The 25,726-nt window shown below is 64.2% G+C and carries 28 protein-coding genes and 2 pseudogenes; 10 read left to right on the top strand and 20 right to left on the bottom strand.

The window, feature by feature from the left end; all coding sequences use genetic code 11:
• Positions 1-21: 21 nt before the first annotated feature.
• Genes ACX80C_RS11015 through ACX80C_RS11005 form a run of 3 tightly spaced genes read right to left on the bottom strand, consistent with a single transcriptional unit; the run spans position 22 to position 1,990 of the window.
• On the bottom strand, positions 22-1,206 hold the full coding sequence (locus ACX80C_RS11015; RefSeq protein WP_459326506.1) for an AI-2E family transporter: 1,185 nt from the start codon (positions 1,204-1,206) through the stop codon (positions 22-24).
• A 57-nt stretch (positions 1,207-1,263) separates the two neighbouring features.
• Positions 1,264-1,590, bottom strand: coding sequence for a DUF202 domain-containing protein (locus tag ACX80C_RS11010; protein ID WP_459326505.1), 327 nt, complete (start codon positions 1,588-1,590; stop codon positions 1,264-1,266).
• 1 nt (position 1,591) lies between these two features.
• Positions 1,592-1,990 carry a YidH family protein gene (locus tag ACX80C_RS11005; RefSeq protein WP_459326504.1) on the bottom strand — a complete coding sequence of 133 codons (399 nt, stop codon included), beginning with the start codon at positions 1,988-1,990 and terminating at the stop codon, positions 1,592-1,594.
• Positions 1,991-2,208: 218 nt separating this feature from the next.
• Between ACX80C_RS11005 and ACX80C_RS11000 the strand changes: the two genes are divergently transcribed.
• Positions 2,209-3,324, top strand: a complete 1,116-nt coding sequence (locus tag ACX80C_RS11000) for a VIT1/CCC1 transporter family protein (RefSeq protein ID WP_459326503.1) — start codon at positions 2,209-2,211, stop codon at positions 3,322-3,324.
• 1 nt (position 3,325) lies between these two features.
• Here the strand turns inward: ACX80C_RS11000 and ACX80C_RS10995 are convergent, their stop codons facing one another.
• Positions 3,326-5,785 carry a beta-glucosidase family protein gene (locus ACX80C_RS10995; protein WP_459326502.1) on the bottom strand — a complete coding sequence of 820 codons (2,460 nt, stop codon included), beginning with the start codon at positions 5,783-5,785 and terminating at the stop codon, positions 3,326-3,328.
• Positions 5,785-7,032, bottom strand: a complete 1,248-nt coding sequence (locus tag ACX80C_RS10990; RefSeq protein WP_459326501.1) for an MFS transporter — start codon at positions 7,030-7,032, stop codon at positions 5,785-5,787. Before ACX80C_RS10990 ends, ACX80C_RS10995 begins: the two co-directional genes overlap by 1 nt.
• Before the next feature lie 109 nt (positions 7,033-7,141).
• Between ACX80C_RS10990 and ACX80C_RS10985 the strand changes: the two genes are divergently transcribed.
• The gene (locus tag ACX80C_RS10985; RefSeq protein WP_459326500.1) at positions 7,142-7,720 is read left to right on the top strand and encodes a TetR/AcrR family transcriptional regulator; all 579 of its coding nucleotides are present in this window, start codon (positions 7,142-7,144) and stop codon (positions 7,718-7,720) included.
• Between the two features lie 109 nt (positions 7,721-7,829).
• On the opposite strand, the gene ACX80C_RS10980 is transcribed toward ACX80C_RS10985, so the two are convergent.
• The 5 genes from ACX80C_RS10980 to ACX80C_RS10960 all read right to left on the bottom strand — a co-directional run bounded on the left by ACX80C_RS10980 (position 7,830) and on the right by ACX80C_RS10960 (position 12,927).
• Complete coding sequence (locus ACX80C_RS10980) at positions 7,830-8,696, bottom strand: glycosyltransferase family 2 protein (protein WP_459326499.1); 867 nt, start codon at positions 8,694-8,696, stop codon at positions 7,830-7,832.
• A complete protein-coding gene (gene rfaE2 / locus ACX80C_RS10975) occupies positions 8,693-10,180 on the bottom strand; it encodes a D-glycero-beta-D-manno-heptose 1-phosphate adenylyltransferase (protein WP_459326498.1) in 1,488 nt (495 codons plus the stop codon). Before rfaE2 ends, ACX80C_RS10980 begins: the two co-directional genes overlap by 4 nt.
• Positions 10,177-11,580: an aldehyde dehydrogenase family protein gene (locus ACX80C_RS10970; protein WP_459326497.1), complete on the bottom strand. Its 1,404-nt coding sequence runs from the start codon at positions 11,578-11,580 to the stop codon at positions 10,177-10,179. Before ACX80C_RS10970 ends, rfaE2 begins: the two co-directional genes overlap by 4 nt.
• 168 nt (positions 11,581-11,748) lie before the next feature.
• A complete protein-coding gene (locus ACX80C_RS10965) occupies positions 11,749-12,666 on the bottom strand; it encodes a Rieske (2Fe-2S) protein (protein WP_459326496.1) in 918 nt (305 codons plus the stop codon).
• 30 nt (positions 12,667-12,696) lie between these two features.
• Positions 12,697-12,927, bottom strand: a complete 231-nt coding sequence (locus ACX80C_RS10960; protein WP_459326495.1) for a hypothetical protein — start codon at positions 12,925-12,927, stop codon at positions 12,697-12,699.
• 125 nt (positions 12,928-13,052) lie between these two features.
• On the opposite strand from ACX80C_RS10960, the gene ACX80C_RS10955 reads away from it, so the two are divergent.
• Together ACX80C_RS10955 and ACX80C_RS10950 are read left to right on the top strand one after the other, a co-directional pair.
• Positions 13,053-13,259 (top strand): YegP family protein, encoded by a 207-nt coding sequence (locus tag ACX80C_RS10955; protein WP_459326494.1) that lies wholly within the window; start codon positions 13,053-13,055, stop codon positions 13,257-13,259.
• Positions 13,260-13,318: 59 nt separating this feature from the next.
• Complete coding sequence (locus tag ACX80C_RS10950; protein WP_459326493.1) at positions 13,319-14,431, top strand: glycosyltransferase family 9 protein; 1,113 nt, start codon at positions 13,319-13,321, stop codon at positions 14,429-14,431.
• An 829-nt stretch (positions 14,432-15,260) separates the two neighbouring features.
• Here ACX80C_RS10950 and ACX80C_RS10945 read toward each other — a convergent pair.
• Entirely contained in the window at positions 15,261-15,860 is a 600-nt protein-coding gene (locus ACX80C_RS10945) for a DJ-1/PfpI family protein (protein ID WP_459326492.1), read from the bottom strand.
• A 126-nt stretch (positions 15,861-15,986) separates the two neighbouring features.
• Here ACX80C_RS10945 and ACX80C_RS10940 point away from each other — a divergent pair, with 126 nt between their 5' ends.
• Entirely contained in the window at positions 15,987-16,346 is a 360-nt protein-coding gene (locus ACX80C_RS10940) for a hypothetical protein (RefSeq protein ID WP_459326491.1), read from the top strand.
• A gap of 143 nt (positions 16,347-16,489) precedes the next feature.
• Here the strand turns inward: ACX80C_RS10940 and ACX80C_RS10935 are convergent, their stop codons facing one another.
• From ACX80C_RS10935 to ACX80C_RS10915, 5 genes and pseudogenes are all read right to left on the bottom strand, one after another.
• Positions 16,490-16,744: a hypothetical protein gene (locus ACX80C_RS10935; RefSeq protein WP_459326490.1), complete on the bottom strand. Its 255-nt coding sequence runs from the start codon at positions 16,742-16,744 to the stop codon at positions 16,490-16,492.
• A gap of 495 nt (positions 16,745-17,239) precedes the next feature.
• On the bottom strand, positions 17,240-18,484 hold the full coding sequence (locus tag ACX80C_RS10930; RefSeq protein ID WP_459326489.1) for a type II toxin-antitoxin system HipA family toxin: 1,245 nt from the start codon (positions 18,482-18,484) through the stop codon (positions 17,240-17,242).
• Positions 18,468-18,812, bottom strand: a complete 345-nt coding sequence (locus tag ACX80C_RS10925; protein ID WP_459326488.1) for a helix-turn-helix transcriptional regulator — start codon at positions 18,810-18,812, stop codon at positions 18,468-18,470. The genes ACX80C_RS10930 and ACX80C_RS10925 overlap by 17 nt, the downstream gene beginning before the upstream one ends.
• Before the next feature lie 349 nt (positions 18,813-19,161).
• The gene (locus tag ACX80C_RS10920; protein ID WP_459326487.1) at positions 19,162-19,710 is read right to left on the bottom strand and encodes a GNAT family N-acetyltransferase; all 549 of its coding nucleotides are present in this window, start codon (positions 19,708-19,710) and stop codon (positions 19,162-19,164) included.
• A gap of 547 nt (positions 19,711-20,257) precedes the next feature.
• Positions 20,258-20,379: pseudogene (locus tag ACX80C_RS10915) on the bottom strand (short-chain dehydrogenase); the annotation flags it as partial.
• 32 nt (positions 20,380-20,411) lie between these two features.
• Here ACX80C_RS10915 and ACX80C_RS10910 point away from each other — a divergent pair.
• Positions 20,412-20,690 (top strand): hypothetical protein, encoded by a 279-nt coding sequence (locus tag ACX80C_RS10910; protein WP_459326486.1) that lies wholly within the window; start codon positions 20,412-20,414, stop codon positions 20,688-20,690.
• A 44-nt stretch (positions 20,691-20,734) separates the two neighbouring features.
• Positions 20,735-20,986, top strand: a pseudogene (locus tag ACX80C_RS10905) (glycosyltransferase family 9 protein); the annotation flags it as partial.
• A gap of 18 nt (positions 20,987-21,004) precedes the next feature.
• Here ACX80C_RS10905 and ACX80C_RS10900 read toward each other — a convergent pair.
• Entirely contained in the window at positions 21,005-21,475 is a 471-nt protein-coding gene (locus ACX80C_RS10900) for an AAA family ATPase (protein WP_459326485.1), read from the bottom strand.
• 80 nt (positions 21,476-21,555) lie between these two features.
• Between ACX80C_RS10900 and ACX80C_RS10895 the strand changes: the two genes are divergently transcribed.
• Genes ACX80C_RS10895 through ACX80C_RS10885 form a run of 3 tightly spaced genes read left to right on the top strand, consistent with a single transcriptional unit; the run spans position 21,556 to position 22,792 of the window.
• Positions 21,556-22,188 carry a nucleotidyltransferase domain-containing protein gene (locus tag ACX80C_RS10895; protein WP_459326484.1) on the top strand — a complete coding sequence of 211 codons (633 nt, stop codon included), beginning with the start codon at positions 21,556-21,558 and terminating at the stop codon, positions 22,186-22,188.
• A gap of 50 nt (positions 22,189-22,238) precedes the next feature.
• Positions 22,239-22,436, top strand: coding sequence for a hypothetical protein (locus ACX80C_RS10890; protein ID WP_459326563.1), 198 nt, complete (start codon positions 22,239-22,241; stop codon positions 22,434-22,436).
• A complete protein-coding gene (locus tag ACX80C_RS10885) occupies positions 22,358-22,792 on the top strand; it encodes an NUDIX domain-containing protein (RefSeq protein ID WP_459326560.1) in 435 nt (144 codons plus the stop codon). The genes ACX80C_RS10890 and ACX80C_RS10885 overlap by 79 nt, the downstream gene beginning before the upstream one ends.
• 149 nt (positions 22,793-22,941) lie before the next feature.
• On the opposite strand, the gene ACX80C_RS10880 is transcribed toward ACX80C_RS10885, so the two are convergent.
• Genes ACX80C_RS10880 through ACX80C_RS10870 form a run of 3 tightly spaced genes read right to left on the bottom strand, consistent with a single transcriptional unit; the run spans position 22,942 to position 25,693 of the window.
• The gene (locus tag ACX80C_RS10880) at positions 22,942-23,637 is read right to left on the bottom strand and encodes an SDR family oxidoreductase (RefSeq protein ID WP_459326483.1); all 696 of its coding nucleotides are present in this window, start codon (positions 23,635-23,637) and stop codon (positions 22,942-22,944) included.
• 19 nt (positions 23,638-23,656) lie between these two features.
• The gene (locus tag ACX80C_RS10875; protein WP_459326482.1) at positions 23,657-25,084 is read right to left on the bottom strand and encodes a PfkB family carbohydrate kinase; all 1,428 of its coding nucleotides are present in this window, start codon (positions 25,082-25,084) and stop codon (positions 23,657-23,659) included.
• Positions 25,085-25,693 (bottom strand): D-sedoheptulose-7-phosphate isomerase, encoded by a 609-nt coding sequence (locus ACX80C_RS10870; protein ID WP_459326559.1) that lies wholly within the window; start codon positions 25,691-25,693, stop codon positions 25,085-25,087.
• Between the last annotated feature and the right edge of the window lie 33 nt (positions 25,694-25,726).

Raw genomic sequence — 25,726 nt, 5'->3', positions numbered from 1 at the left:
TTTTGGACCTCCGGGCAGTTTCTAGGATTGTGGTTCCTGCGACGGCGACCGCGACGGCCTGTCCACGTCGTCTGACTCTGCAGCGTTGCCCGCGCCCGGCTCCTCGGCGGCGGGATCCTGCTCAGGATCAGGATCAGCCGAAGGCTCCTCCGTATTCCACGCCTTGATCGCTGCCCAGGTCACGGCGGCCAGCGGAACCGAGAGAATTGCACCGACAATCCCGGCCAGGATGGTGCCCGCGGTGAGGGCCAGCAGGATCACCAGCGCGTGGATGTTGAGCGAGCGCCCCATCACCACCGGCTGCAGGAAATTCCCTTCCAGCTGGTTTACGACGACGACGACGATAATCACCATCAGCGCCACGAACGGCCCGTTGGCCACGAGTGCAACCAGCGCGGCAAGAGTCCCGGCAACAGTGGCGCCCACCAGCGGCACGAAGGACCCGATGAACACGATCACGGCCAGCGGCAGCGCCAGCGGAACGCCCAGGACAAACAGTGCAATGCCAATGAACAGCGAATCCACCAACGCGATGATCGCCGTCCCGCGCACGTAACCGCCGAGGACCTCAAGGCTCTTGTGTCCGACGCGCTGCGCCCGGGCCAACCGCTCCCCACGGAAAGCACGCAGCATGAACGCCCAGATGCTGTCGCCATCCTTGAGGAAGAAGAAGAGGATGACCAGCATCAGCGCAAGACCGGTGAGAAACTCGCCGGCCGCCGTCAGCCCGGTGAGCGCTGTGTTGCCAAAGGTGGAGCTGGTGACGAAGTCGATGAGCGATTGGCGGGCACTCTCAATCTGCTCGGCATCGATGGGAATGGGGCCGGTTTGGATGAAGTCGTAGACCTGCTGGAAACCCTCGTTGGCGCGCTGCGTCAGCTCGTCCAACTGGCTGCGCACCGCAAACACGATGCCGGTGATGACGCCGCCCAGCACAACCAGCAGCAGCAGGAACGAGAACGCGGTGGCCAGGGCACTCGGCCAACCCCTGCGGCGAAGCATGTTGACCAGCGGACTGATCGCCGCGGCGAGGATCAGGGCCAGCAGCAGCGGGATGACCACCAACCGGATCTGGATCAGCCCGAAGATGGACACCACCAGCACGGTGATGAGCAGAAGTATCTGGGCGCTGCGGATGCTCGCCCTTCCCAAGCCGTCTTTCCAGGGGCTGTTCGGCGCGGCCTTGGTGTCGCTTCGGTACTCCACGGGCACGATTCCTTGCTGTCTGTTGGGGCAGGTCAGTTCCTACCCTACGTGCAGAGACTACAAAGGCAGGAACAAAACGGTGTAGATGCCAAGCCCGCCGAGCGCCAGAACCGCACCCGAGGTGCACAGAACCGCCGCTACGTCGGCTTCCACACGGCCGCGGGTCACACCGGCCACGCTCCGCGCATACCGCATCCGTTGGCTCAGGTAGATCCCGAGCGCGGCGGCGAGCGCCGTGAAGACCAGCGTTCCTGCAAACCAGCCGTGAGCCGGAACCCAGCGCAGGAAGAGCAGGCTCGCGCCGACCAGCGCCGTCATGGTCCGCCCCCAGGCCAGCGACGTGCGCTCGGGCTGCAGCCCCGCATCGCGGTTGGTGGTCGTCATTTCAGGCGGCCCGCACCAGCACAAACACAATAACGACGGCGGCAACCACAGTTCCGCCGAGAGCCAGCAGCGGCGCCAGGAACGGCAGAGGGAGCGGCGACCCGTGGCGCATCGCCCGCTCGACGTTGAGCCACCTGAAACATGCGACCGCGGCGATGATCATGGCGAGCAGGAGCAGCAGGACGGCCAGCGTGGTCCGCAGCGCGGGCACGAAGATGTCAGCTGTAAAGGCTTCGACGGCGATGCCTACCGCCATGAGCGCAAGGGAGGTGCGGATCCAGGCGAGGAAGGTGCGCTCGTTGGCGAGGGTGAACCGTGGGTCAGGTTCGCTGCCGCCGCGCAGAAGGCGCCGTGCGAGGGCGCTGCGTCCGCCGTCGTCGTCGTTCGGTGTTGATTCCACAGTCAACAGCGTAGCGCCGGGAGTTCAGCGGCCGGGCACCCCTGACCGATCCGGTAGGATGGGCATTTGCGAAGGGGAGTAGCTCCGGGGCGTGACGCTCCGAGGCCTGTCGACATACTGGCACTCAGCGATGAGGCCCGGCAGTCCACCGCGTAGGCGGCGAGCGAGACCTTCGGCCATGCATTCGTTAATGGCCGGAGCCCCAAGACGCCCTGGCCATGGAAGATCAGGAGCCGTCCGTGACGCCCCAGGAAACCCGCACCCCCGCTGACATCAGGCGTTGGCGGCAGTATCTGGCCGATGAGCGCGCTGAAGCCGCGACCTACCGCTACCTTGCGCGCAAACGGACCGGCGAAGAGCACGAGATTCTCCTTGCACTCGCACAGGCTGAGGGCCGGCACGAGCAGCACTGGCTGAAGCTGCTGGGCGATGACGCCGGTAAGCCTGCCCGCCCGTCGCTCCGCAATCGGGTCCTCGGGTTCCTTGCCCGCCGCTTCGGATCGGTCTTTGTGCTTGCGCTTGCCCAGCGCGCGGAGGGCCGCTCCCCCTACGCGGCGGATCCGTTTGCCACCAACGCCATGGCCGCCGATGAGCAGATCCACGAGGAAGTGGTCCGCGGGCTCGCCACGAGGGGCCGCAACCGTCTCTCCGGGAATTTCCGTGCGGCGGTGTTCGGCGCGAATGACGGCCTGGTGAGCAACCTGGCCCTGGTCATGGGCATCGGTGCCACCGGCGTTTCGAGCGCGTTCGTCCTGTTCAGCGGCCTCGCCGGGCTGCTTGCCGGAGCGCTGTCGATGGGCGCCGGCGAGTACGTGTCGGTGTGGTCGCAGCGGGAGCTGCTCGCGGCGTCGCGCCCCACCCAGGTCACGCTCACCGCGGCCAAGGAACTGGACATCGACGCCAACGAGTTGGTGCTCGTTTATCGGGCGCGGGGTATGTCCCTCGAGGCTGCCGAACACCGCGCCGCCGAACGGATGGGCCGGTTCACCTGTGACTGCGATCCGAGCCTTTCCCTCCAACCCGAGCGCATGGAACAGCAGGATGATCACGAAACCGTCGGAAACGCAGTGGGAGCAGCCGGAGCGAGCTTCTGCTTCTTCGCCTCCGGGGCGCTGATCCCTGTGCTCCCGTACCTGTTCGGCCTGACCGGCGTGGCCGCCGTCGTCGTCGCCTGCACCCTGGTGGGCCTGGCACTGTTGGGGACGGGCGCCGTCGTCGGGCTTCTCTCCGGTGCGTCGCCGCTCAAGCGGGCGCTGCGGCAGCTGGCCATCGGGCTCGGAGCTGCCGCAGCGACCTACCTGCTGGGACTGGTGTTCGGGGTGTCCGTCGCGTAGCTCAGGCGCTGACCTTTACGTCCAGTGTCTGGAACTCGTCCTGCACATGCCGGCCCACCAGCACCCGGAAGGTTCCGCTTTCTGTCTGCCAGCCGTCGTCGTAATGGGCGAAGGAGCGTGCGGGAATTGAAACGGACGCGGTGCCTGTGTTCCCGGCGTCGAGGGTAATATCCGCCCATCCGGCCAGCCAACGCACCGGACGCTCGATCGCGGAATCGGTCCGCGACAGGTATACCTGCACCACTTCCCGGCCCGTGCGGGAACCGGTGTTCGTTACCGGCACGCGAACGACGACGTCGTCCCCCGCCTTGGCCGTTGCGGGCGCCTCGGGAGCTCCCAGGGTGAAGGACGTGTAACCCAGGCCGTAACCGAACGGGAAGGCAAGCTGCACGCCGGACCGCAGCCAGGCGCGGTAGCCGATGTGGAGCCCCTCGCTGTACTCGACCTTGCCGTCAACCGGGGTGGTGTTCAGCACCGGTACGTCCTCGATCGCGGCCGGCCAGGACGTGGGCAGGCGGCCGCCCGGTTCCTGCACGCCGAGGAGAATGTCGGCAACGGCAGATCCGAATTCCTGCCCTCCGAACCAACCGAGCAGGATGGCGTCGACCGAATCGCGCCAGGGCATTAGTACCGGTGAGCCAGAGTTGACCACAACGACCGTGCGGGGATTGACCGCCGCCACGGCTTCAACGAGCCGGTTCTGGTGGCCGGGCAGGTCAAGGTTCTCGCGGTCGAATCCTTCGGACTCGATCGCTGAGTTCGTACCGACCACCACGACGGCGGCGTCAGCGTTTCGCGCAACTTCCACCGCTTCTGCGATCTCCACCTCCGGATCCGGCACCACCGCTTCCTCACCGAAAAGGAGTGCCGTGAGGAGGATCCCGCCAGTCTTCTCGAGTCGGTACTCCACCTCGATGACAAGCTGCTGCCCGGCTGCGGTTTCCACGGGGAAGGCAAGCGACGGCGGGGCGAAGAAGGCGGCGCCCAAAACACCGAGGTCGTCCCGCAGAGTGTCGTTGTACAGCTCCGTTCCGTCAACGGAGAACTTCACCTCACCTACAGTTGCAAAGCCAAGGTGATGAGTTCCGGCGGAGGGCGCTGTCCAAACAGTCTGGACCTTCAGCGACGCAGTTCCCGCGGGCATGCCCGATCCCAGCCAGATGAACTGGGACGCCAGCCGGTCCTCGGCGGTGATCTCTGCCTCTTGTTCATCGAAGTACGTGATGCGGACGCCCTGCGCCCCGCTGACCGGGTTGCGCAGTTCGTCTCGCGGGAAGGCCTGGATCCCCTCTGCGACCTTCGCTCCACGGACATACGTGACCTCGGCGTCGGGAAGTGCAGCCTGCAATCCCTCGACCGGAGACACGGTGCGCCTGGGCAGAACCATGGCGCTGCCCCCGCCCTGCGTGCGGGCTTCCTGTGCGTTATGCCCGACGACTGCGACACGCTTCAGCGTTGTCTTCTCGAGCGGAAGGAGATGGTTGTCGTTCTTGACGAGAACAGAACCCTGGACGGCCACTTCGCGGGCGAAGGCGGCGCCGTCGATCTCCGTGGGCTGATCCGCTGCTTCGCCCTCGTACCCTTCGAGCACCCCAACACGCGCAGCAAGGCGGAGGATGCGGACCACTTTTCCGCGGATGGTCTCGGCACTGACATGTCCTTCACGAACCGCCGCGACGAGTTTCTCTCCCCACGGTCCTATTGGCCCGGGCATGGCGAGGTCCTGGTGGGCGTTGGCAGCAGCTTCCGTGGAGCGGACCCCAGTCCAGTCGGAGACTACAACACCGTCGAAGCCCCACTCGGTGGACAGCGGAGTCTCGAGGAGGTCGTTCTCGCTGGCCGTGGTGCCGTTGATGGAGTTATACGAGCTCATGATCAGCCAGGCCTGCGCGTCCGTAACGGCTTCCTCGAATGCGGCGAGGTAGAGCTCACGGAGAGGACGTTCGGCGACCACGCTGTCCGCGGTAAGGCGGTCCGTCTCGGCGTCATTGGCGATGTAGTGCTTGGGTGTGGCGCCGACGTTCATGGACTGGACGCCGGTCACATAAGCCGCCGCGAGGGAAGCCGTGAGGCGGGGATCCTCGCTCATGCACTCGAAGTGGCGGCCGCCCAACGGTGAGCGGTGCAGGTTGATGGTGGGGCCGAGCACCACGTGCACACCTTTGCGGCGGGCCTCCTGGCCAAGAACCTGACCATATCGACGTGAGGTTTCGGCGCTCCAGGTGGCGGCTAACGCTGTGGAGGAGGGGAGCGAGATGGAATGGTCGCGTTCGTCGAAGTCCTCCCCGCGAACGCCTGAAGGACCATCACTGAGCACCATGCGGCCGAGGCCGATTTCCTCGATGGGTACCGTGGACCACATGTCCGCACCGGTGAGCAGTTGGACCTGCTGTTCGAGGGTGAGTTTGTCGGCAAGGTCGGTGATACGGGTATCTACATCTACGTCAGGGGCGATGGTCATTATTGGACTCCTTTGATTCGGGTGACGAGGGCTGCACCGATAAGGCCGATCACGGCACCGGTGATGAACAGGGCGGGATAGCCGCCGAGGGTGATGATGGGCACGGCGACTACGGGGATAAGAGACTGCGGAAGGGCCTGAGCGATGTTGAAGACGCCGAAGGTCTTGGCATTCTCGGTCTGGTCCCGCGGCAGCAGGTCGGTGATGAGCGCAACGTCAACGGCAGTGAAGCACCCCATTCCAAGGCCGACGACGGTCTGTCCGAGGAGGACCTGCCCGGTGGTCGAGGAGGTGGCGATGATGATCAGCCCCGCCATCATGACAACTGCGGAAAGGATCACGAGCACCTTCCGCTTGCCGATGCGGTCGCTGATCCAGCCGCCGGCAACGCTGGTGATGGCGGTGCCCACGGTAGCGAAGAGCGTGGACTGGAAGACCAGGTTGGGCACATCCGCTTCCGCAACACCAAGGTGGCCGGAGAAGTAGTAGGGCAGGTAGAGCAGCGCGAAGCAGTAGCCGACGTAGACCAGGAACTTGGTGAACCAGGCCCAGCCGAGACCGGGGTGCAGTGCGGGATTGAAGTAGAAGGAGCCGAGGAACTCCTTGAAGTTCAGCCGGGACGCAGGCTTCGCGGTGCGGACGCGGTCCTTGAAGGTGAAGGCGAAGCCGATGCTCAGCACGGTGCCGATGATGCCGGGGACAAGGGCCATCTGCAGCGCGTTGTCGAAAAGCTGCGCAAAGAAGGTCGCGGCGACGAGCCCGATGGGGACCGTCATACCAATCAGGCCGGATAGCTTGCCGCGCTGACCGGGACCCGCCTGGTCAGGGAGCGTTGCCACCAATGCAGCAATCGCCGCGTTGAAGCTGAGCTGGGCGATGATCCATCCGATCATCACGCCGCCAACGCTGGTGGCCGAACCCAGGAGCCACAGTGCGGCCAGTCCAACCAGTGAGCCGCCGACAATCCAGGGCTTCCGCATCCCGAAGCGTGAAGTGGTTCGATCCGACAGTCGGCCGAACAGTGGATTCGCAACCAGGGCAGTGATGGCACCCGCCCCTGCAACCAGGCTGAGGGCGCCCGCTTGCCCACCCGGCGTCGTAATCTCACTGATCTTGATGGCGAGCACAACTACGGCCGGTGCCATGACCGACATCCAGAGTCCGGCGTTTGCGATGGGAACGCCGATCACATAGGCGCGCGATGCATGCTGTGTGTTTGTTGCTGTGGGTAGTGCTGTGGTGGCCACACTGCCTCCTTGACTGATTCAAGGCCCATCTTTGGGCTTAGGCGTTAACAGTACGCGCTAAAACCGAGTTTGACTAGGTTTTAGAATTCATCACCTAGGCTTGGTGCTTGTGGAGACCAGAAAACCGCGCGGACCATATGCCAAAGGTGCCGAACGCCGTGAGCAGATCATCAAGACCGCGACCGATGTTTTCGCGAGTGAGGGGTTCGACGGCGCCGCCATGAAGCGCGTTGCCGAACTGGTGGGAGTTCGCGAAGCCACGCTCTTCCACTACTTCAGCAGCAAGCAGGAGCTATTGACCGCGGTTCTCGCCGAGCGGGACGAGCGCGTGAGTGAATTGGCCGGTTCCGGGGGTTTGGGCCTCGACATGCTTCCGGCGGTGGCCAAGCGTAACGAGCAGCAAGCCGGACTCACCACGCTGTACGCGGTGGCTTCCGCCACCGCGAATGACCCCGAGCACGATTCCCACGAGTACTTCAGGAATCGGTATGAGGAGCTGGTCGGCACCCTCGCAGAGGAGATCACCGAGCTACAGAAGGCCGGACGGGTGCGCTTGGACTTACCGGCCCGGGAGGCCGCCCGGCTTGTCATTGCAGTCTTCGATGGCGTGCAGCTGCAATGGCTCTACAACAAGAGTGTAGACATGCCGGAGCACCTTCGTCTCATCACGAACCTGCTGAGGCCCTGAGCGCGCTCTGCAAGTAAGCAACGGAACCGTTTACTCGCGGCTCCCGGGGCTGCTTTGATGCCACGTCCGATGCGCGAAGGCAACGGAACCGTTGGTCGCGTGCAACCGGTCATTCTCCCGAAGTCCCATGCACGACGTCGGCCGCATCTGTTGAGCGGTCCACCACGGTGGTCGGTGCCTCCAGGTGCACGGCGCCGGACGGCAGGATTCCCGCGCCACCATACCGCTCGAGCACGCGCCACTGCGCCGCGACGTCTTCACCCGCGTGGTTGGACGGCAGCTCGTCCCAGAAATCGAAGCCGCCGCATTCATTGAGCGCCGCACAGTCGAAAATGACGCAGCCGCCCACCCACGCGATCTTGTACAGCCGCCAACCCGAGCTCGGAATGTCCATGCCTGCGGCCGCGTGGGTCACGTTGGCCGCATTGTGCAGCTGCCAACGCTCGAATGCAGGCTCCTCCTGGCGGATACGTTCGGGTTCCACACTCCCTTCCCACAGTTCGAGCGGCTCCAATTCGTGTTCCCGATAATCATCAAGGTAGGACAGCCCCTGTACGGCCGCTCCCACAAACCCGCAGCCGGCTGACGTCAGCGCCTCGGACATCCGGCGCAGCATGTCCGGCTCCAGCCAGACGTCGCTGTCGAGGAAAAGCACCTGCTGCGTCTGGGAGCGTTCCAGCAGGAACTGACGTTGCTGCGCCATTCCACGCCGGGGCAGGTTACGTTCACGCTGAACTTCACGGCCCTGCGCCTGCAGCACCCGCACCATCGCCGCCACCGAGGCCGATTCCCACACTGGCGCATCGTCAGTCTGGTCGCTGATGACCACGCGGAACGGCGGCGAATCCTGGCCCGCAAGTCCGGCCAGGGTAACGGCGAGCTCCGCAGGCCTGCCGAAGGTCGGTATCAGCACGTCCACATCCGCATCGAGAGGAGGATCCGGCCGCCCCCACTGCCCGGACCATCGACGGCTCATGACGCTGCGGAAGGAAGCGTCCGGATCTTCTCGACGACCGCCGTCGTCGAATGTTCGGGCACGTAATCGAGGATGCGCACCACTCCCCCGCACCGCTCAACCACCGGCGCCTCCTCGAGCATCTGCGAGGAGTAGTCCCCACCCTTGGCGTAGATGTCCGGCCGTAGCGCTTCAATCAGTGGAACTGGTGTATCGGTGTCGAAGACGGTCACGAAATCCACGCAGCTCAGGGACGCGATGACGCCGGCGCGGTCGGCGATGCCGTTAATCGGCCGGTCCGCGCCCTTGAGTCGCCGCACGGATTCGTCGCCGTTCAGTGCCACCACAAGGATGTCACCCAACTGCTTCGCCTGGGTCAGGTAGCGGGTGTGCCCGCGGTGCAGTACGTCGAAGCACCCGTTGGTCAGCACGATCCGGCGGCCCTGGTCGCGGTGCTCGGCAACCCGCCGCAGCAGTTCGTCAAGCGACAGCGCCGCCGCTGAGAGCCCGCCGAGGTACTCCGTGAGGTCCGCGGTTGAGCAGACGGAGGTGCCCGGGCGCCCAACGACGACGTCCGCCGCCGCCTGCGCCAGGTCCAGCGACGTGGTCATCGGCATACCCGCCGCCCGCGCCGCGGTCAGGCAGGCCACGAATGTGTCACCAGCCCCCGAGGCCTGCTTCTCCGATGCCGGCCGTGCCCAGGTCCGGTGCCCCTGGCCGTCTGCCGAGAGCAGGACGGTCCCGTCCCGGTCCAGGGTAACGACGACGGCGCCAGCCCCTGTTGCGCCGAAAAGTTCGCCGCGACGCTCGGTGACCAGTGCGCTTCTGTCCTTGACGCCACTGAAACCGGCGCCCAGTAGGCGGGCGGCTTCCTGCGCGTTCGGGGTCACAATGTCCGGGGAAAGTTCTGCCCACGGCCGCGGATCGTGTGCGTCCACCACCGTGAGCGCTTCACCGATGTGCATCGCGAGCGCTTTCCGCACGCTCTCCTCCAGCGCACCGGAGCCGTAATCACAGACAACGACGGCGGCACTGGCCGTAAGCGCGTCCGGCACCGCCGCTGCCAGCGCGGCGATCGCGGCCGCGGTCGGTGTGCCGTCGCGGTCATCGAGGCGCAGCATCACCTGGTCGCCCCCAATGATGCGGTACTTGGTGGTGGTGCGGATGCCGTCCGTGGCGAGGAGCGCGGAGGTGTCCACCCCGGCGTCGTCCAGCAGGCTGCGGAGGCGGGTGCCGGCGTCGTCGTTGCCCACCAGCCCTACCAGCCGCACCCGGGCGCCCAAGGCGGCGAGGTTCATGGCAGTGTTCGCGGCGCCTCCCGGCGCATACTCCCGGCGCTGAACGTCGACCACGGGAGCGGGCGCCTCACGACAGAAACGTTCAATGCTTCCACTCCACCAACCGTCAAGGATCACGTCGCCCACAACGGTGACAACGGGGGCGGACTCCGCCAGCGCGACGGGCACCCACTCGGCCAGACCGCGCGCCTCACTCAACTCACTCATGGGGCAGCCCGTCCGGGTGCCTGGAGGTGCACGACCTTCACCCGTGTGAACTCGTCCAGTAGCTCTGGGCCGTAGCCGAATCCCTGGCCGCTCTCCCTGCTGGGCTGTGCTGAGCCGCCGGGAGCGCCGCCGAAGACCGCGTTGACCTTGACCGTCCCGACCTGAAGCGCCGCGATAGCTTGCTGGGCGTGTCCGATGTTCGCGGTGAGGACGTTCGCGGCCAGGCCGTACTTGCCGGAGGCGGCCAGTTTGAGGCCCTCATCAAAACCGCCCACACGGGTTACCGGCGCCACCGGCCCGAAGGTTTCCTCGGCCATGATCTCCATCTGCCCCGTGCAGCCCAGCAGGACTGTGGCCGGGTAATACGCGCCGGGCCCGTCCGGAACGGAGCCGCCTTCAGCGGCTTCTGCACCCATGCGGATAGCGCCGTAGACCTGACTTGCGACCGCCTCGCGCATCCGGCGGTCCACCAGAGGCGGGAACGTCCCGGAGGCGTTTCGCTGCCGTGCCTCGCGGATGAGCGCTTCGCAGAAGTCATCGGCGATTGCCTCGTGCACGTAGATCCGTTCGACGGCCGTGCAGATCTGCCCGACGTTGCTGAAGGCCCCGATAGCCGCCTGTTCCGCTGCCCAGGCCGGGTCGACGTCGTCGTCAATCAGCAGCGGATCATTGCCGCCGTTCTCCCTGAGCACGTGCGCGCCGGTAAGCACGGCTGCCCGCGCGATCCGCGCGCCCGTTGCGCTGGAACCGACGTGTGCGTACACGTCGATGCCGGCCTCCATGGTGATCATGGTGCCAACCTCCGGGCCTCCCGTGAGCGTGGTCAGCACCCCCGGTGGGAAACACGGCGAAAGCAGTTCGCCCAGGAGCCGCCCGACGTGAGGGCAGCGTTCGCTGGGCTTGTGGAGGACGGTGTTGCCGGTGACCAGTGCCGCGCCAAGCAGGCCCGCCGCCACAGCCACCGGATCGTTCCAGGGTGTAAGGACGGCAGCCACTCCGCGGGCTTCGGCCACGGTGTAATCGGCGGCGAGAGCCGAGCCGCGCAGACTGTGGCCGCGATGCAGTGGGCCTAGTTCGGCGTACTGCTCCAGCGTCGCCGCGCCGGCTTCGATCCCGGCGAGCGCTTCATCAACGGGTCGTCCGGTTTCCCGGCTGTTCAGGTCGGCGAGCCTATCAGCGCCGTCGCGAAGCGCACCCGCGGCAGCGCGAACGGAAGCTGCCCGTTCCGCGGGGTCAACCGCGGCCCACTGTTCCTGCACACCCCTGGCAAGCTGCACTGCCAGGGCAACCTGCTCCCGGCTGGCGGACTCGACCGTGCCAACCTCACTGCCATCCCGGGGATCAACGATGGTGAAGGTGGCTTCGTCTGCTGGGGCGATCGTGTGGGGCTCGCTTGTCATTGCGCTCCTTGTAACTTGCGGGTGTAACCTCCGTGCCAGAGAAGTACCCACTCGCTGCGCCTTTTACACATCGGCGGCACGGATTCGCCTTTCTCGTCGTCGATTCCGTGCAGAAATTAGTCCTGCACGGCTTCGAGGACGAGCGGGCGGCGCAAGTTCGCCTCGGCGTTACCGACGGGCACCTGCTCCGGTGACAGGCTCGCTGCGCAAACTGCCGGGATCATCGCTCGGCCGGATTTCGATGCGGCCGTCAACGGTGCGAACCTCGAAGGTGCGTTGCGGGCGGGTCGCCGGCCCCCTTGCGACCTGGCCGTCCGTCAACTGGAACCGGCTGCCGTGCCAGGGGCAGACCACGCAACCGTCCTCGATGGCGCCCTCATGCAGGGGGCCTCCGCGGTGGGTGCAGCGGTCCGACAGGGCACGGATCTCGCCGTTCTCACGGATGAGCAGCACGGCCACACCACCTGCGTCAACGCCGATGGGTTTGTCACTGACCTCGTCCTCGCCCGCCACGTCGGTCCAGTCAACCGGTGGTACCTCGAACGCCGTCGTGTCCGTTCCAACCCCGCGGGCGTAGGCAAGGTGACCACCCAGCCACCCGGAAGCGGACACTGCGGCCATCCCAAGTGCTGCCGTGACCACGCCGGTGCGGCGGGCGCTCCCGCTGCGCGCTATCGAGCTGCCCGTGAACAGTGCAATCGCGGTGAGGTTCAACGCTGCATGCACTAGCCCAACCCGGCGTTCAGCGCCCTGTGTGTCGGCCCATTCGCTTAGCCCGGTGAGTACGGTGGGCACCGCCGTGAGGTTCCCCAGGTTGATCAGCCGGCGCGCGGCTGTGCCATCGGAATTGGGCGCCGCTACGTCAAGGTAGAACGCCGATGCCCATGAGCCCAACGGAAGCAGCACGATGATCGGGTGCGCGGGATGGCCCGTTCCCGTCCCGCTGAGCACGTCCTTGATTGGTCCGGGTTTCAGCCACTTGCCCACCAGTCCTGCGACCTTGTCAGCCGGCCCGTCCAGGAACTCCGCGCGCTCCACGCGGTCGATCACGCTTTCAACCACGGTGTTGATGGTGGCAAGTGACATAGCAGCACTCCTTCTTTGAGGTTTGTATGGCTAGCTGGAGACGTCGTTCTCTATTTCGTCGGCCATGTCGTCAACCTTCTCCGGCCGCAGGTGCACTCCGGCTTCGTCGAGTCGTTCCTCCAGAACGTGCGTGACGTCGTCTTCCACGTGTCCGAGGCGGATTTCCGCGCGCACGTCCTCTGCAACGTCATTGACGGTGGCCTCTTCGTCCGCCTGCGATATGTCGTCATTCACGGTTTCGGGATTCTCCTGCGCGGCCATGGCTGTCTCCTTCACTCAGTGGACCTGCAACGTCCATCACACCGGATAGATAAACAGTAAGCTTAGTAACTGGCCCTGTCGACAGCAGGTCGAGGCAGGGCGTGTACCGGACGAAGGAGACTCACATGGCCGGCAGGTTTGAAATTTATGTGGATGACAACAGCCAACTGAGGTTCCGGCTCACCGGCGACGACGGCGCCACCCTCATGACCAGCGAACCCTACGCAGACAAGCAGACGGCGGTGGACGGCATCGATGGCATCCGCAATTGCGCTTCGACCGCGTTCATCACCGATCTGACGGAATCGGAAAAATCCCCATCCAGTCAGTAAAAATGACTTGAAATTCGCGAAACTTCAGTCATTTCTACTGACTCGATGAGGGGATGAGGATGTCCAACGGTGTTGGTCCGGTGCTGGAGAAGTTTCCGGATATCCGCCGGATCGCAGTGCTGCGCGGCGGGGGTCTTGGGGATCTCCTGTTCGCGTATCCGGCCCTGGACGCCCTGGCCTCGGCTTATCCAAGCGCTGACATCACGCTTCTCGGTACACCTCTGCATGCCGAGCTTCTACGGAACCGGCCGGGGCCCGTACAACACGTCGAGGTACTCCCCCACGCTCCAGGCGTGCGTCCGGGTGAGGAAGATCCCGTAGCCACGGCCAAGTTCGTCGAACGTATGCGTGCACAGACTTTCGATCTCGCCGTCCAGATCCACGGAGGCGGCCGCAACTCGAACCCGTTCCTGCTTGCCCTGGGCGCACGCCACACGGTCGGAACCCGGACCTCCGACGCGCCGGCCCTCGAACGCAACCTACCCTACATCTACTACCAGAACGAGTTCCTGCGCTCGCTCGAGGTGGTTGGTCTTGCGGGCGCCGCTCCGGTTTCCCTTGAGCCGCGCTTCACCGTCATTGAAGAGGAGAAGGCCGCGGGATACCGCCTGGCAGGACCGGGCAACCGTCCTCTGGTGGTGATCCATCCGGGCGCAACGGATCCGCGGCGACGGTGGCCGGCGTCGTCGTTCGCTGCAGTGGCCGCCATGGCGGCCCGGGACGGCAACGACGTCGTTGTTGTGGGCGACGACGGCGACGTCCCCACCGCGCGGGCCATCGTGCAGAGTGCTGGGGAGCGGGGCGGTGACGAGAGGATCCGCTCGCTGGCGGGTCAGTTGTCCCTCTCGGAACTGGCTGGCTTGCTGTCGGTAGCATCCGTCGTCGTCGGGAATGACAGCGGTCCGCGGCATCTCGCCCAGGCCGTTGGCGCGCCGACGGTCGGGATCTTCTGGGCGGGCAACGTCATCAGCGCCGGCACAATGGGCCGCATGCTGCACCGGGTTCATATCGCGTGGGTGATCGAGTGTCCGGTGTGCGGCGTGGACGTTACCCAGGTGGGCTGGACCGCTGAACGGTGCGAGCATGACGAATCGTTCGTTCAGCAAATCCAGTCCGAAGCCGTCTACGCGGATGTGCGCGAGCTCGCGTCACGTCAGGGGCATCCCGCGTAGGCGCTCGAGTCAGGCGACAGACGGCTGCCGAAGGTTCGAAGCAGTGTCGTGAGCTGCCAAGGTCTTGGGGAGTCTCGCAGCGAACTCGGCTACACCTCCAAGCCGCGGCCACGAGTAGCTGTGGCGGCGTTCGAGTTGGGGCAGGACTGGACTCCGGAGCAAATCTCCTAGTGGCTGCGCCGGACATATTTGGAGGACAGGCCGATGATGTGCGTCCCGTAAGCCGATCCCTGAGCGGACGTTCGCCTTCGTTTAGTGGGCCGAAGGAGGGAGAAGTGGGACGATAACGACCATGGCAACCTTTTCACGGGACAGGCTCGAGTTGACGGAGCCTCCCACGCCGGCCTTCGTCGTGGACCTGCGTCGAATGCTCAATTCCGCTGTTTCGCGTAAATGCTGCTGCTGTTACAGCAGAGCACGCCTACACGGGATGGGAAGCGGGGCACGAAACGGTCAATGGCTGGAGTACTAAAATCGCTAGGCGAACAGAGCCGGACAAGGTGATGGAAGTTTGGTACGACGCACTTGACGAAGACGTTTGTATCTATGGGACTGCGGAATAGAGAGAGTGGAAGCGGGAACCAGGTGACGACGCGGCAGCTCGTGACTGCTTGGACGAACTTGACCAACTGGTCGACGCATTCGCCAACAACTAGCCCCAGTAAAACCTCCGGGTTGGGCTCGTCAAGGTTTAGTTATTCTCCTAACCGTCTTGTCGCTGCAATCGGATTCGCTCTGGAGTGGAGACGAGCCAAAAGATCTGCCAATACAGAAGCCTAAAGTTCGCTCGACGATCCTCCTACGGGCGCTAACTCGATTGGTGAAAATTCTAAACGGGAGGGGAAGGGTCGTACTGGATGCCTTTTCGTACCTCTCGTGCACGATCGAGGCCAGCCAATCTCTTGACCAGATGCAGCGCCATATCGATCCCGGCTGAGACGCCGGCCGACGTAATGACGTCACCATCATCAATGAAACGCTCCTTGGTGCGAACATCGATGGTCGGATCGAGTTCCGTGAGCTTATCCAACGAAGCCCAATGAGTTGTTGCAGGTCGGTTCTGGAGCAATCCGGCTGCGGCGTAAACGAGCGAGCCAGTGCACACGCTCGTCATCAATGGCACCTCCGCGCGCTGGCGTCGCACCCAGTCCAACTGAACATCGTCGTGTAGTTGGGGTCGTGTTCCTGCACCTCCTGGGTAAAGCAGGACGTCTAACGGTGGAGCATCAGCATAAGAGTGATGAGCTCGCACCTCGAGTCCCTTGGCGCATTGAACCATCCCTCCAAGACGCGACAGGCATGAGATGGCGTAACCGTCCTCCGGGAAGATGCGCGCCCACCACGACAACACTTCCCAGGGTCCGATCGCGTCTAGTTCTTCTACGTCTGGAAAGAGCACGATTCCTATGTGCTTTGTCTCGCTGGTCACCGACCAACCTTATTCCTTCCGCATCACCGCCCTACCATCACACGCTGCAGGATCCTTCACCGGGACATTCGGATCCTGAAACTCGCTTCCATTTACAGGTACCCTGGTTTGGTTCATAGTCGAGGCATGAGAGCGGTTGGCATTCTCCCCGAGGACGCCCCCGATCCACGTGCCGAATGGGTCGAGAACCTGAAACTCATGCCTATTCCGGTGCTGGGGCTCGTGCCCCAACCGTCGCTGGAGGACACGGGCTCCGTCGGTCTGGGCTACGGCCTGGATGATCGTGGGTACAGCGAAATGACGGCGAGCATCACCTACACGCTCTGGCGAAACCCGGATGACCGCTCAGACCCCGTTAACCTCGCGGATCTCGACGAGGCCAGATGGTCAACGGCCAGGCCAGGACCGTCATCAACGGAATCGGTGTGCCCGGTGCGGAGGTCGATACGGACCCGTTCGTATACGGATTTGGAGCCCAACTGGTAGGAGGCGGCGTCATGACCGCAGTGCTTCCACGCGCTGAGATCAGGCGCATCCAGGTCCAGTTCACCACCCGGAGCTAACGGCTACACCCGCAGCGTCTGTAAGCCGATCCCTCTGCGAGATAGCACGACACGCACCGCTCGCCACTACCGTTCGGGCTCGATGGAGCCATACGACGAGGTGGACTGGCCAAGACGCCACTCGCACCCGTCCACTTCAACCCTCAATATTGAGAGCTCGCCTCGACGAAACAGGCGCCTCCGCTTTGCTATCTGCCCTCGCCCTTGAAGGTAGGCGCGCATCACGAGGCAGAGCTTTCGGAGTACGGCTTCTTTTTCCTCCTCGACGTCGTTGTAATCGAAGAGGATCGCACCCGACGTCCAGCTCGGGTATGGAAACACTCGCCCACTCGTAGCTGGCTCTGATCCTTGCTGTGCGGTCGTTCCCGAATCCGCTCACATGAACGCTGTGCGTCCAGGGATCGGCTTCAGAGGTGATTGTAAGCGGCCATGAAGAACTGCCCGTAGGCGGCCACGAAAGTGCCCACGGACGGCCAGTAAAACTGCCCACCGGTGGCCATGAGATCTGCCCACTTCCTTACTGTCCCTGCCGCGTCTTAAGCGGTGCGGAGCCTCTTCCCGCGTTTGGTTCGTACGCGTAGCTGCGGACCGTCGCGTTGTTCACCGATGACGGGTAGCCGTGGTTCCGGCCCATGTCGATGACGTCCACCCGACTGCGCTCGTCAGCCCACGCGCGCGGATGTAAGACTTGGTCATCATGTGCGCGGGGCGCACCTCTTCTTGAGCCATGCTTGCACCCTATATCTGCAGCCGTTCTCAGCTACGGCGATCAGAAACGATCGGTCATCGCATGGCGATTTTGCCCATGGTCGAACTTCACCGTTTGCGGAAACCGTAGAGGGTGCCGGGATTGAGAAACTGCCGCCCCCACAGGAGGCGCCTGTCGGCGCTGGTCAGCATTCCGAAGTCCGCAGCCTCCACCCAGTACTTACGAATAGCGTCTTCGATTCGGGCAACGATGTTGTTGGCCTCGTCTCTGGTCAGGTCATAGAGACTACGGGCCGCGATGAGGTCAGATAAGTTGTTCCGCCTTGTCCCATTCCTGTCATATGCGATGGCCTGCGAAGCCGTCTCTCCGCTACGCCGCATGGGCGAAAGGTCATAGGCGGGGCTGAGTATCGCTACAGATCCGTCCCAGAGTGCCGCGTGGTTCCGAAGGTGGTCGTCGGAGTTGGAGATTGACATGCTGAATGCGATGCGTGCGAAGAGCTCGGAGGCAGTACCCTCGGGCGCGCCGTTGTTGCGAAGAGCGTCCAGAAACTCGACATAGCTGCCGCTGCGCGCCTGCAGCTCGTCTAAGCCGGTCAGGGTCAGGGCGCTCGTCGCAAGAATGCGCCCGCCGTCGCTCGTTCGGTCGAATCGCTCAACCAGCAGGACACCCCGACCGAGGACGCTCTCGACGCGAGTTCGAGCGACATTCAGCCCCGCCTTCTCGGCGAGAAACATGCTCGCTGCCTCTGCCCCGACTACAGGGAAGTGGTCATTGGACGCGGTGAACTTCGCGATGTACTCGCGACCAGAGTCGTGGATGACGGACTTCGGGCGCGCCCCACCCATCGCTGTACCGCTCAGGAGAGCTCGCTCGAGTTCGAACGGCAGATCACCTCCGGCTTCAACGAGGTCTGCGGCGTTCAGGAGAGTTTCCAGCGGGGCGGGCGCCGCAGAACGCGGGACGTAGTCGGTGACTGACCTCTGGAAATCGATAGCGCCGAAGCGGTTGGAGCCGGAGTTCAGGAGATATGTGCGTTCGTCAAGGTCACCCGTGTCGGCGTCGTCACCTCGGTCACCGGTGACTTGGTACTGAACGACGCGCCGCCCCCATGCATCTGGTGAAGCGTCGCGCAGAGCACCAGGTAGCCCCATTGACCCAGTGGGTCCGAACGTTCGCTCGGATAGCGGGAGGGTTGGAGCTAGGGAGATGGCGTTGCCGCGCTCCAGGTACCGGCGACCGTAGTCGAAGGAGAACTGGCCGGGCGCACCCTCCCGAAGACGGCCAGCGGGCACCGGTGCGGTCGCCTCGGGCAGCCAAGCCCACACATAGATGTCAGAAGTCGAGGCCATCGTCGTTGTCCTTTCGCTTCTTGTCGACACGTGCGGGAAGCAGTGCGAGTCGTTCCTCGCCTCGTCGGCGGAGCGCGATGAGTTCACTGGGGTCGTCGACCCCGAACAGGGGGACACCAACGATCGACGCAACGTTGAAGACGTTGCCGATACTGCTAGCGGCGCTTCCGTGCTCGATGGCCGCCAAGGTTTTCCGCGTGATTCCGGCTGTGCCAGCGAGATGCTCGGCGGTCATCCCTCGCGCAACGCGCGCCATACGAATTTGCTGCCCGAGCACGACAATCGCGTCCTCGGCAGCGCGGGTTAGACCAAGTTCTCGACGTCCCATGGATAATAGTTTACCCCTAACGCCCACTTATGTATAAACTATTACCCGTTCGACTTCCATGCAAGGTGTTATCCTCGATGAGCGCGTCGTCGTCGCGACGACGGATCCAGTTGCCTTGGGTTTGCCGATTCCTGTAAGACCTGCCCGAGATAATGCCCGGTCAAGGCACCCTAACCGCTACAGGTCCGAAGTTGCGCGCTCCACCAAGTACCGAGTAATCGGACGAGCCAGCATGCCAGCACGCTGAAGCTGGCAGTCGTGAACAACATCGTGCGCATACAGGGATCGGTGCGTTCTTCGGTTGGAACCGCCCCCCTTTCCGGTGGCGGCCAAGCCTTCCCGGCGGCGGTTACACGGTGAGGTCTTCCCAGGTGAAGGTCGTTGTTTGCCCTGTTTCCCAGTCGCGCCGAAGGATGGCGTACGCAACCGAAGCGAGCAGCGTGCCATTTTCACCGGGCCAGCTTTCGCGGTAGTGGGCCTCTTTGAGCCAACCGCAGCGGAGGAAAATCTTACGCATGGCGACGTTGTCCTCTCTCGTCTGCCCCTCGAATCGGTTGATTGTCGGCATTGTCGTGAAGACATGGTGTGTGGCCGCCCGCAAAATCTCTGCTCCGAGGGCACGGTTGCGGAAGGGACCGTCAAGGCGAAGGTCGAACAACGGGCTACCCTCACTGAGGTCCTCCAACCGGAAGAAGCCAATACGTCCATGCTCGCTGTGGTCAATCCAGAACGAGTCGTTGTCTTCATCGCGAAAGCGCCCTTCAGCGATGGAGGTTTCCACCCGCTCGCGGGTGAGGTGAGAATGAACATGGAAAGGGAATTCGTTGCGCATCATGAAGCTGATGAGCGCTTCATGATCGTCTCCGACAGGATCAATACGCGTAAAGGTAACCGACATAGTGCCTCACCCTACTGTGTGCCAGCGGACCTGGTGTTCGAGAGCCTCGCCTAACCCGCACGGCGCGTCCAGCCAGGTGCTCAGCGTCGGTTGACCCAGAAAAACCCGAAACCCTGGCATCCAGGTGGGATAGTCGCTTCCTCCGGTGCGCCCCCTTGTGCCCGGCCGCCACCCAGCATCACCGTATCTCCAACTTCGGCGCTAAGGACATCCGCGGCGGCACCCTGAAATACGAGTTCATCGTTCTCCCATAGTGCCGTGTCGTTAGGAAAGATCGGTACCCATCGGTCACCTTGGGGGTCTTCAAGGAAGGTACAGCCGTTCTCGCGATGCAGCACGCCTTGCAACCCCGAGGAATCGCCGCCTCGTTCCTCCCGTTGAATGAAGGCCAGGCTGGATGTGTCTCCCTCAGCCGCAGGCGCACATCCGTTCGTGAACAACGCGCTTCCAGTCAGGAACGCGAGGGCACCAAGAGAACGGATCGTTCGCACGGCTGACCTCCTTCAAAGGAGTGTAAGACGTGCGCGAGCTTACGGCCATGAACCCTCATCATCGTGGTCACTCCAACCTCCCCGGCCTCTCGGGCGCGAGGGCATGACTGAACCCGGCAACGCCGAACTTCGACGCACAGTAGGCGGTCGCATCGCCGACCGCCCGGATCCTGAGCGTAAACGTGATCGATCCACGGCGGCGGCCGCAATTTGAACCCGTTCCTGCTTTCCCTCGGCGCACACCACACCGGCGGAACCCGGACTCCGGACGCACCGGCCCTCGACCGTAACCTGCGCTACATCTACTACCAGAACGAGTTCCTGCGCGCCCTCGAAGTGGTTGGCCTTGCGGGTGCCGCTCCGGTTGCCCTTGAGCCGCGGTTCACCGTCACCGAACAGGAGAAGGCTGCAGGAATACTCCTGATGGGGCAGCGCAGCCGACCACTCGTGGTGATTCACCCAGGCGCAACGGATCCGCGGCGTCCGTAGCGTCGGTCGTCGTCGGGAATGACAGCGGTCCGCGGCATCTCGCCCAGGCCGTTGGCGCGCCGACGGTCGGGATCTTCTGGGCGGGCAACGTCATCAGCGCCGGTGCAATGGGCCGTATGCTGCATCGGGTTCATATCGCGTGGGTGATCGAGTGTCCGGTGTGCGGCGTGGACGTTACCCAGGTGGGCTGGACCGCTGAACGGTGTGAGCATGACGAATCGTTCGTTCAGCAAATCCAGTCCGAAGCCGTCTACACGGATGTGCGCGAGTTTACGGGTCAGGTGCATCCGGCGTAGCCGCTCGAGCCAAGCGTGCTAGCGAATGATGTGCAGCGGGCCCTCTTCCGCGGTCGGAGGCTCGAACGCGTCAAAGTATTCGGCCGCTGTTTCCTCGCTCAGCTTTACCTCGTTCGGGGCAGTGCCGCTCCTAGCCCGCATGCGCTCAAGAACTACGTTTCGCGGAGTCGCAAGGTACACCGTCACCGGTGTGACTCCCAACCGGGTTAGAAGGCGCCGGTAGTCGTTCCGCATCGCTCGCGACCAGAACGAGAAGTCGAGGACAACGTCCCTGCCTGCGTTCACATAACTGACCAAGTGGTTTCGGAGGTGGTCCTCAATCGCTCGGGCAATGGAGGCTGAAAGCGGATGACTCTTGTGGCCGCGGATCCACGCCTCTTCATCGATCGACAGCCTGATAAAGCCCTCGTCCTCCAGTCGTCGGGCCCACGTTGACTTGCCAGACCCCGCCGGACCACACATGAACACCACACGACTCACGTTCTTCATGATAGTGACGCAAGGAAACAGGGGCCGTGAGCCGATCGCTTCTCAGCAGGGCACAATGATGAGCTGTCTAGACTTGGAGAGTGCTCAACGCCGAGGAGATCGTTCGACTGTACGGACCCTGGCGTCATCGCGTACCGGCTGATGCGGTCGAGTTGTTCAGCGGCTACCCCGGACGGTGGTGGATCGCCGGCGGGTGGGCAATCGAAGCCTTCACCGGGATACACCGATCACATGGCGACTTGGACGTCAGCATCCCGCGGTCAGACGTCGCCCTCCTGCGACGGTACCTCGGCACCCGTTTGGATGTGTGGGCTGCTGATAGAGGAACCCTTCGCCCCTTGATCGATGAAGTCAACGAACCGATTCCATCAGCGTGCAGCAACCTTTGGTTGCGTGCGGGTGGAGCCGAGCCGTGGGAATACGACGTCGTTCTCATGGACACAACCGATTCGATGTGGACCTACAAACGGGATGGACGTGTAGGTCGCGCAACCGGGGAGATTCTTTGGAACCTCGATGGAGTCGACTATCTGAGGCCCGAAGTCCAACTGTTACACAAAGCACCCGGATTACGGCCCAAGGACCAAGCGGACTTCGAATCGTGCCTACCCTTGCTGGACGATTTGGACCGACTCTGGCTCAGGTCAGCGTTGCAAGTCGCCCATCCGGATCACCCATGGCTCACCGAGCTTCAGGCCTTCCCATCTATGTAGGCGCAGAACCGTCTAGGCAGCATCAATGATGAAGGCCATATGCTGACCTAATGAGTTCTTCCAGCGCCCCACATGCGCCCGGTTCCGATGAGTGGTGGGACGTCACCGATGGACACGGGCATCCGACCGGGCAGGAGACCCTGACTGGCCTTCCGGCCGCTTCCACCTCATCGTTGCAACGTGTATTTACCGACATGATGGTGCAGTTCTTCTTACGCAACGATCAGCCACCAAGGAATTCCCCCTAACCTGGGAGTTCCCCGGCGGAAGTGCGTTCTCCGGGGAATCAAGCAAAGATGCCGCTCGGCGGGAGCTTCGTGAAGAAACCGGCCAACAGATTCCCTCCAACGGTTTGATCTTCGTGGAGCGCTTTCGCGAGACCTCGGCACTGATGGACTTCTACACGGCGCCTGCCGGACAAGGAATCGAACTGACACTCTGCCCGGACGAGGTGGCCGCCGCCGAATGGGTGTCATTGGACGAGCTGCAATTCAGGCTTCAGGCGGGCAAAATGGCACTGCCCTGGAAGGCTCGGTTGGAGAAGCTCTGGACCCCACTCGTCGACGTACTCCGGAAGACGCCTTCTCCTGCCAGGACCACTTAACGGTGGTTCCAGCATGGACGGCGCAGACTGACCGAGCCGCAAGGAAACTGCCCGTCCGTTCAGATGCGCCGGTTCGAACCGGCAGTCCTGAACGTCCGGGCAGTTTTTGTGTCCAACGACGGGAGACGCCTTCTGCTGCCGGCACTACGTTAGGGCCATGACCCCTCTTCCTCGTGGCAGATGAGCATCTGGCGCACTTCGCACCCACGCGGCTGCGACAGGGCAAACAGGATTGCTTCGGCCACCCGCGCCGGATCGTTGAGCCGTGAGTTGTCCTGCGGCTTGTACTTCTCGTCGCGGTCGTCGAAGAACTTGGTCTCCATGCCCCCGGGAATCATCGTGGTCACTCCAACCTCCCCGGCCATCTCGGCAGCGAGAGCATGACTGAACCCGACAACGCCGAACTTCGACGCACAGTATGCCGTCGCATCCCCCACCGCCCGGATTCCGAGCGTCGAAGCGATCGTGATGACCCGACCATGCGAGCCCTTCAGATACGGCAACGCGGCACGCACGGTGGAAACCGTACCCAACAGGTTGACCGCGAGCACCTTCTCCCACTGATCCGCCGGCACGTCCTCCAGGCGTCCGCACCGGTCGATCCCAGCGGCGGTGACGACGGCGTCAAGACCGTCGAGCGTCTCCGCCGCCTCCTGCACCGCGCGGGTCACGGCCTCGCGGTCGGCGACATCCACCTCGAGCGCCTTCACGCCCGAGGTCCCGCTGATGTCACGGTCCAGCACCACAGGGGTGCCGCCGGACTCAAGAACGCGCGCCACAACCGCTGCGCCGAGTCCTGAGGCACCGCCGGTGACGAGTACGCGTCCGGGGTTGAAAGTAGACATGTAAGTCCTTTCTCCTGAGTTACCCAACCTCGGCGAGCGCCGCGGCCAGGGAAGTGGTTGATCGGGCAGGTATATAGGGGACGGTGACGGTCTGGCCACCCCAGGAGCGTAGAAGCGCCGCTTCCGGCAGGTCCGCCGCCGAGTAGTCGCCGCCCTTGACCCAGATGTCGGGCCGCAGAGTGGCCAGGGCTTCCTCGGGTGTGTCTTCGCCGAAGATGTACACGGCATCAACGCATTCCAGGGCCGCGAGGAGCTCGGCGCGGTCTTCTTCGCCCATAATCGGCCGCTCGGAACCTTTGAGCCTGCGCACTGACTCGTCCGAGTTCAGGCACACGATCAGGCAGTCGCCCAACCGGCGCGCCGCGGCGAGGGTTCGGGCGTGGCCCGCGTGGAGCAGGTCGAAGCACCCACCCGTGGCAACCACGGTTCCGCCCGCCTCCCGCGTGGTGTGGGCAACCTGGAGCGCGTCGACGGCGGGACCCCGCAGCGCGGTGGGCATCGGGTCCACAGTCAGGGACGAAACCCCGCCGGCTGCGAGGAACTCCGCAGCATCCCGAACCGCGTCCTGGGCAGCATCAGCAAGGTCAGCGCCCGCCCCGAGCCGCAGGGCAAGGCTCGCGCAGAACCGGTCCCCCGCCCCGCACGGATCGTCCACCTGGACTACCGGAGCGGGCACCAGATGCGGCAGCTCACCGTTCTCGCCCTCACGATGGATCAGCGCGCCGCGGTTCCCCAGCGTGACGATAACCGCCCGGCTCCTCCACCGCTGCTGCAGGGCGTGGGCGGCATCGGCGGCGCCGCGCACGACGTCGGCCCCTCCCCCCGTGCCCGACTGTCCCGACGGTCCCGACGGTCCCGACGCCCCGGACGCCTTCAGCGCCTCGGCGAGGTTCGGCGTCACCGCCGCAACACCGGGAACGGGGTCAGCGCCGGACGGGTGCGGATCCCAGATCACCGGCACCCGAACGGCCATTCGCTCCAGCAGTCCGCGCAGCTCAGGGTTGGCCGTTAGCCCGCGCCCGTAATCAGAGACGACGACGACGTCGGCCGACTCCACCAAGCCCAGCATTTCCGCACTGACGCCGGGGGTGGGGGCAGCACCGCATCCCTCGTCGAAGCGCACCACCGCCTGATCGCCGGCGCGGACACGCGTCTTGACCGGGGTGGGCGCGCCGGAGGGACCCCAGGTGAGCGGAATGTCGCCGAGCTCTTCGCGGAGGCGCCAGGCGGCGTCGTCGTCGGACAGGACGGTGACCAGTTGCAGGCGGGAACCGGACCGGGCGTGCAAGTCCCGGTGCAGCATGCTTGCCACCAGCCCCGCACCACCTGCCCGTCGCCGGGCGTTCGATACATCGACCACGGGAACCGGCGCATCCGGGCACAGCCGCCCGGCGTCTCCGGAGAGGTCCACGTCGAGGAGCACGTCCCCGACCACAACAATGTTCATCTAGGCCTCCCGTCCGCGGCAGCGTGCCACTTCGGCATCGAATGCCCGGCACAGCGCGTGCAGGGCGATCAGGTGGCCCTCCTGGGCGTTGGCGGACCGCGCGTCCACTGCCACATGCTCGTCGCAGACGTCGGTCAGGGGGTTGGGACCCGGACCGGTCAGCGCCCAGCTGGTGACACCGGTTTCGCGTGCGGCTTCGGCGGCACGCAGCAGGTTCGGGCTCTTACCGCTGGTGCTCAGGAGCATGAGGACGTCGCCGTTCCGCCCGTGGGCACGCACCTGGCGGGCGAACATGTTCTCGTACCCGTAGTCGTTCGCGATTGCGGTGACCGCGGAGGACTCCGCGTGCAGGGAAATCGCGGAGAACGGTTCCCGTTCGCCGTCGAACCTGCCCACGAGCTCCGCCGTCAGGTGCTGTGCCTCAGCCGCCGACCCACCGTTTCCGGCAGCGAGCAGACGCTGGCCCCCAAGAAGGCGCCCGGCCAGCTCCACGCCCCAGTCGGCCAGAAGAGCGGCCGAGGACATGAGGGATTCGACGGCGGGAAGCACCTGCTGCAGGTGGCCCAGCACAGCCTCCAGTGCCGCGGCGCCGGCGTCGTCGTCAGTCAGCGGAACCGGCGGGGGCGGGGGCACCGGAGCCAG

It is taken from the genome of Arthrobacter tecti, assembly GCF_054511355.1.
The sequence above is the reverse complement of the archived record's forward strand: the minus strand, read 5'-3'. Positions and strand labels throughout refer to the sequence as shown.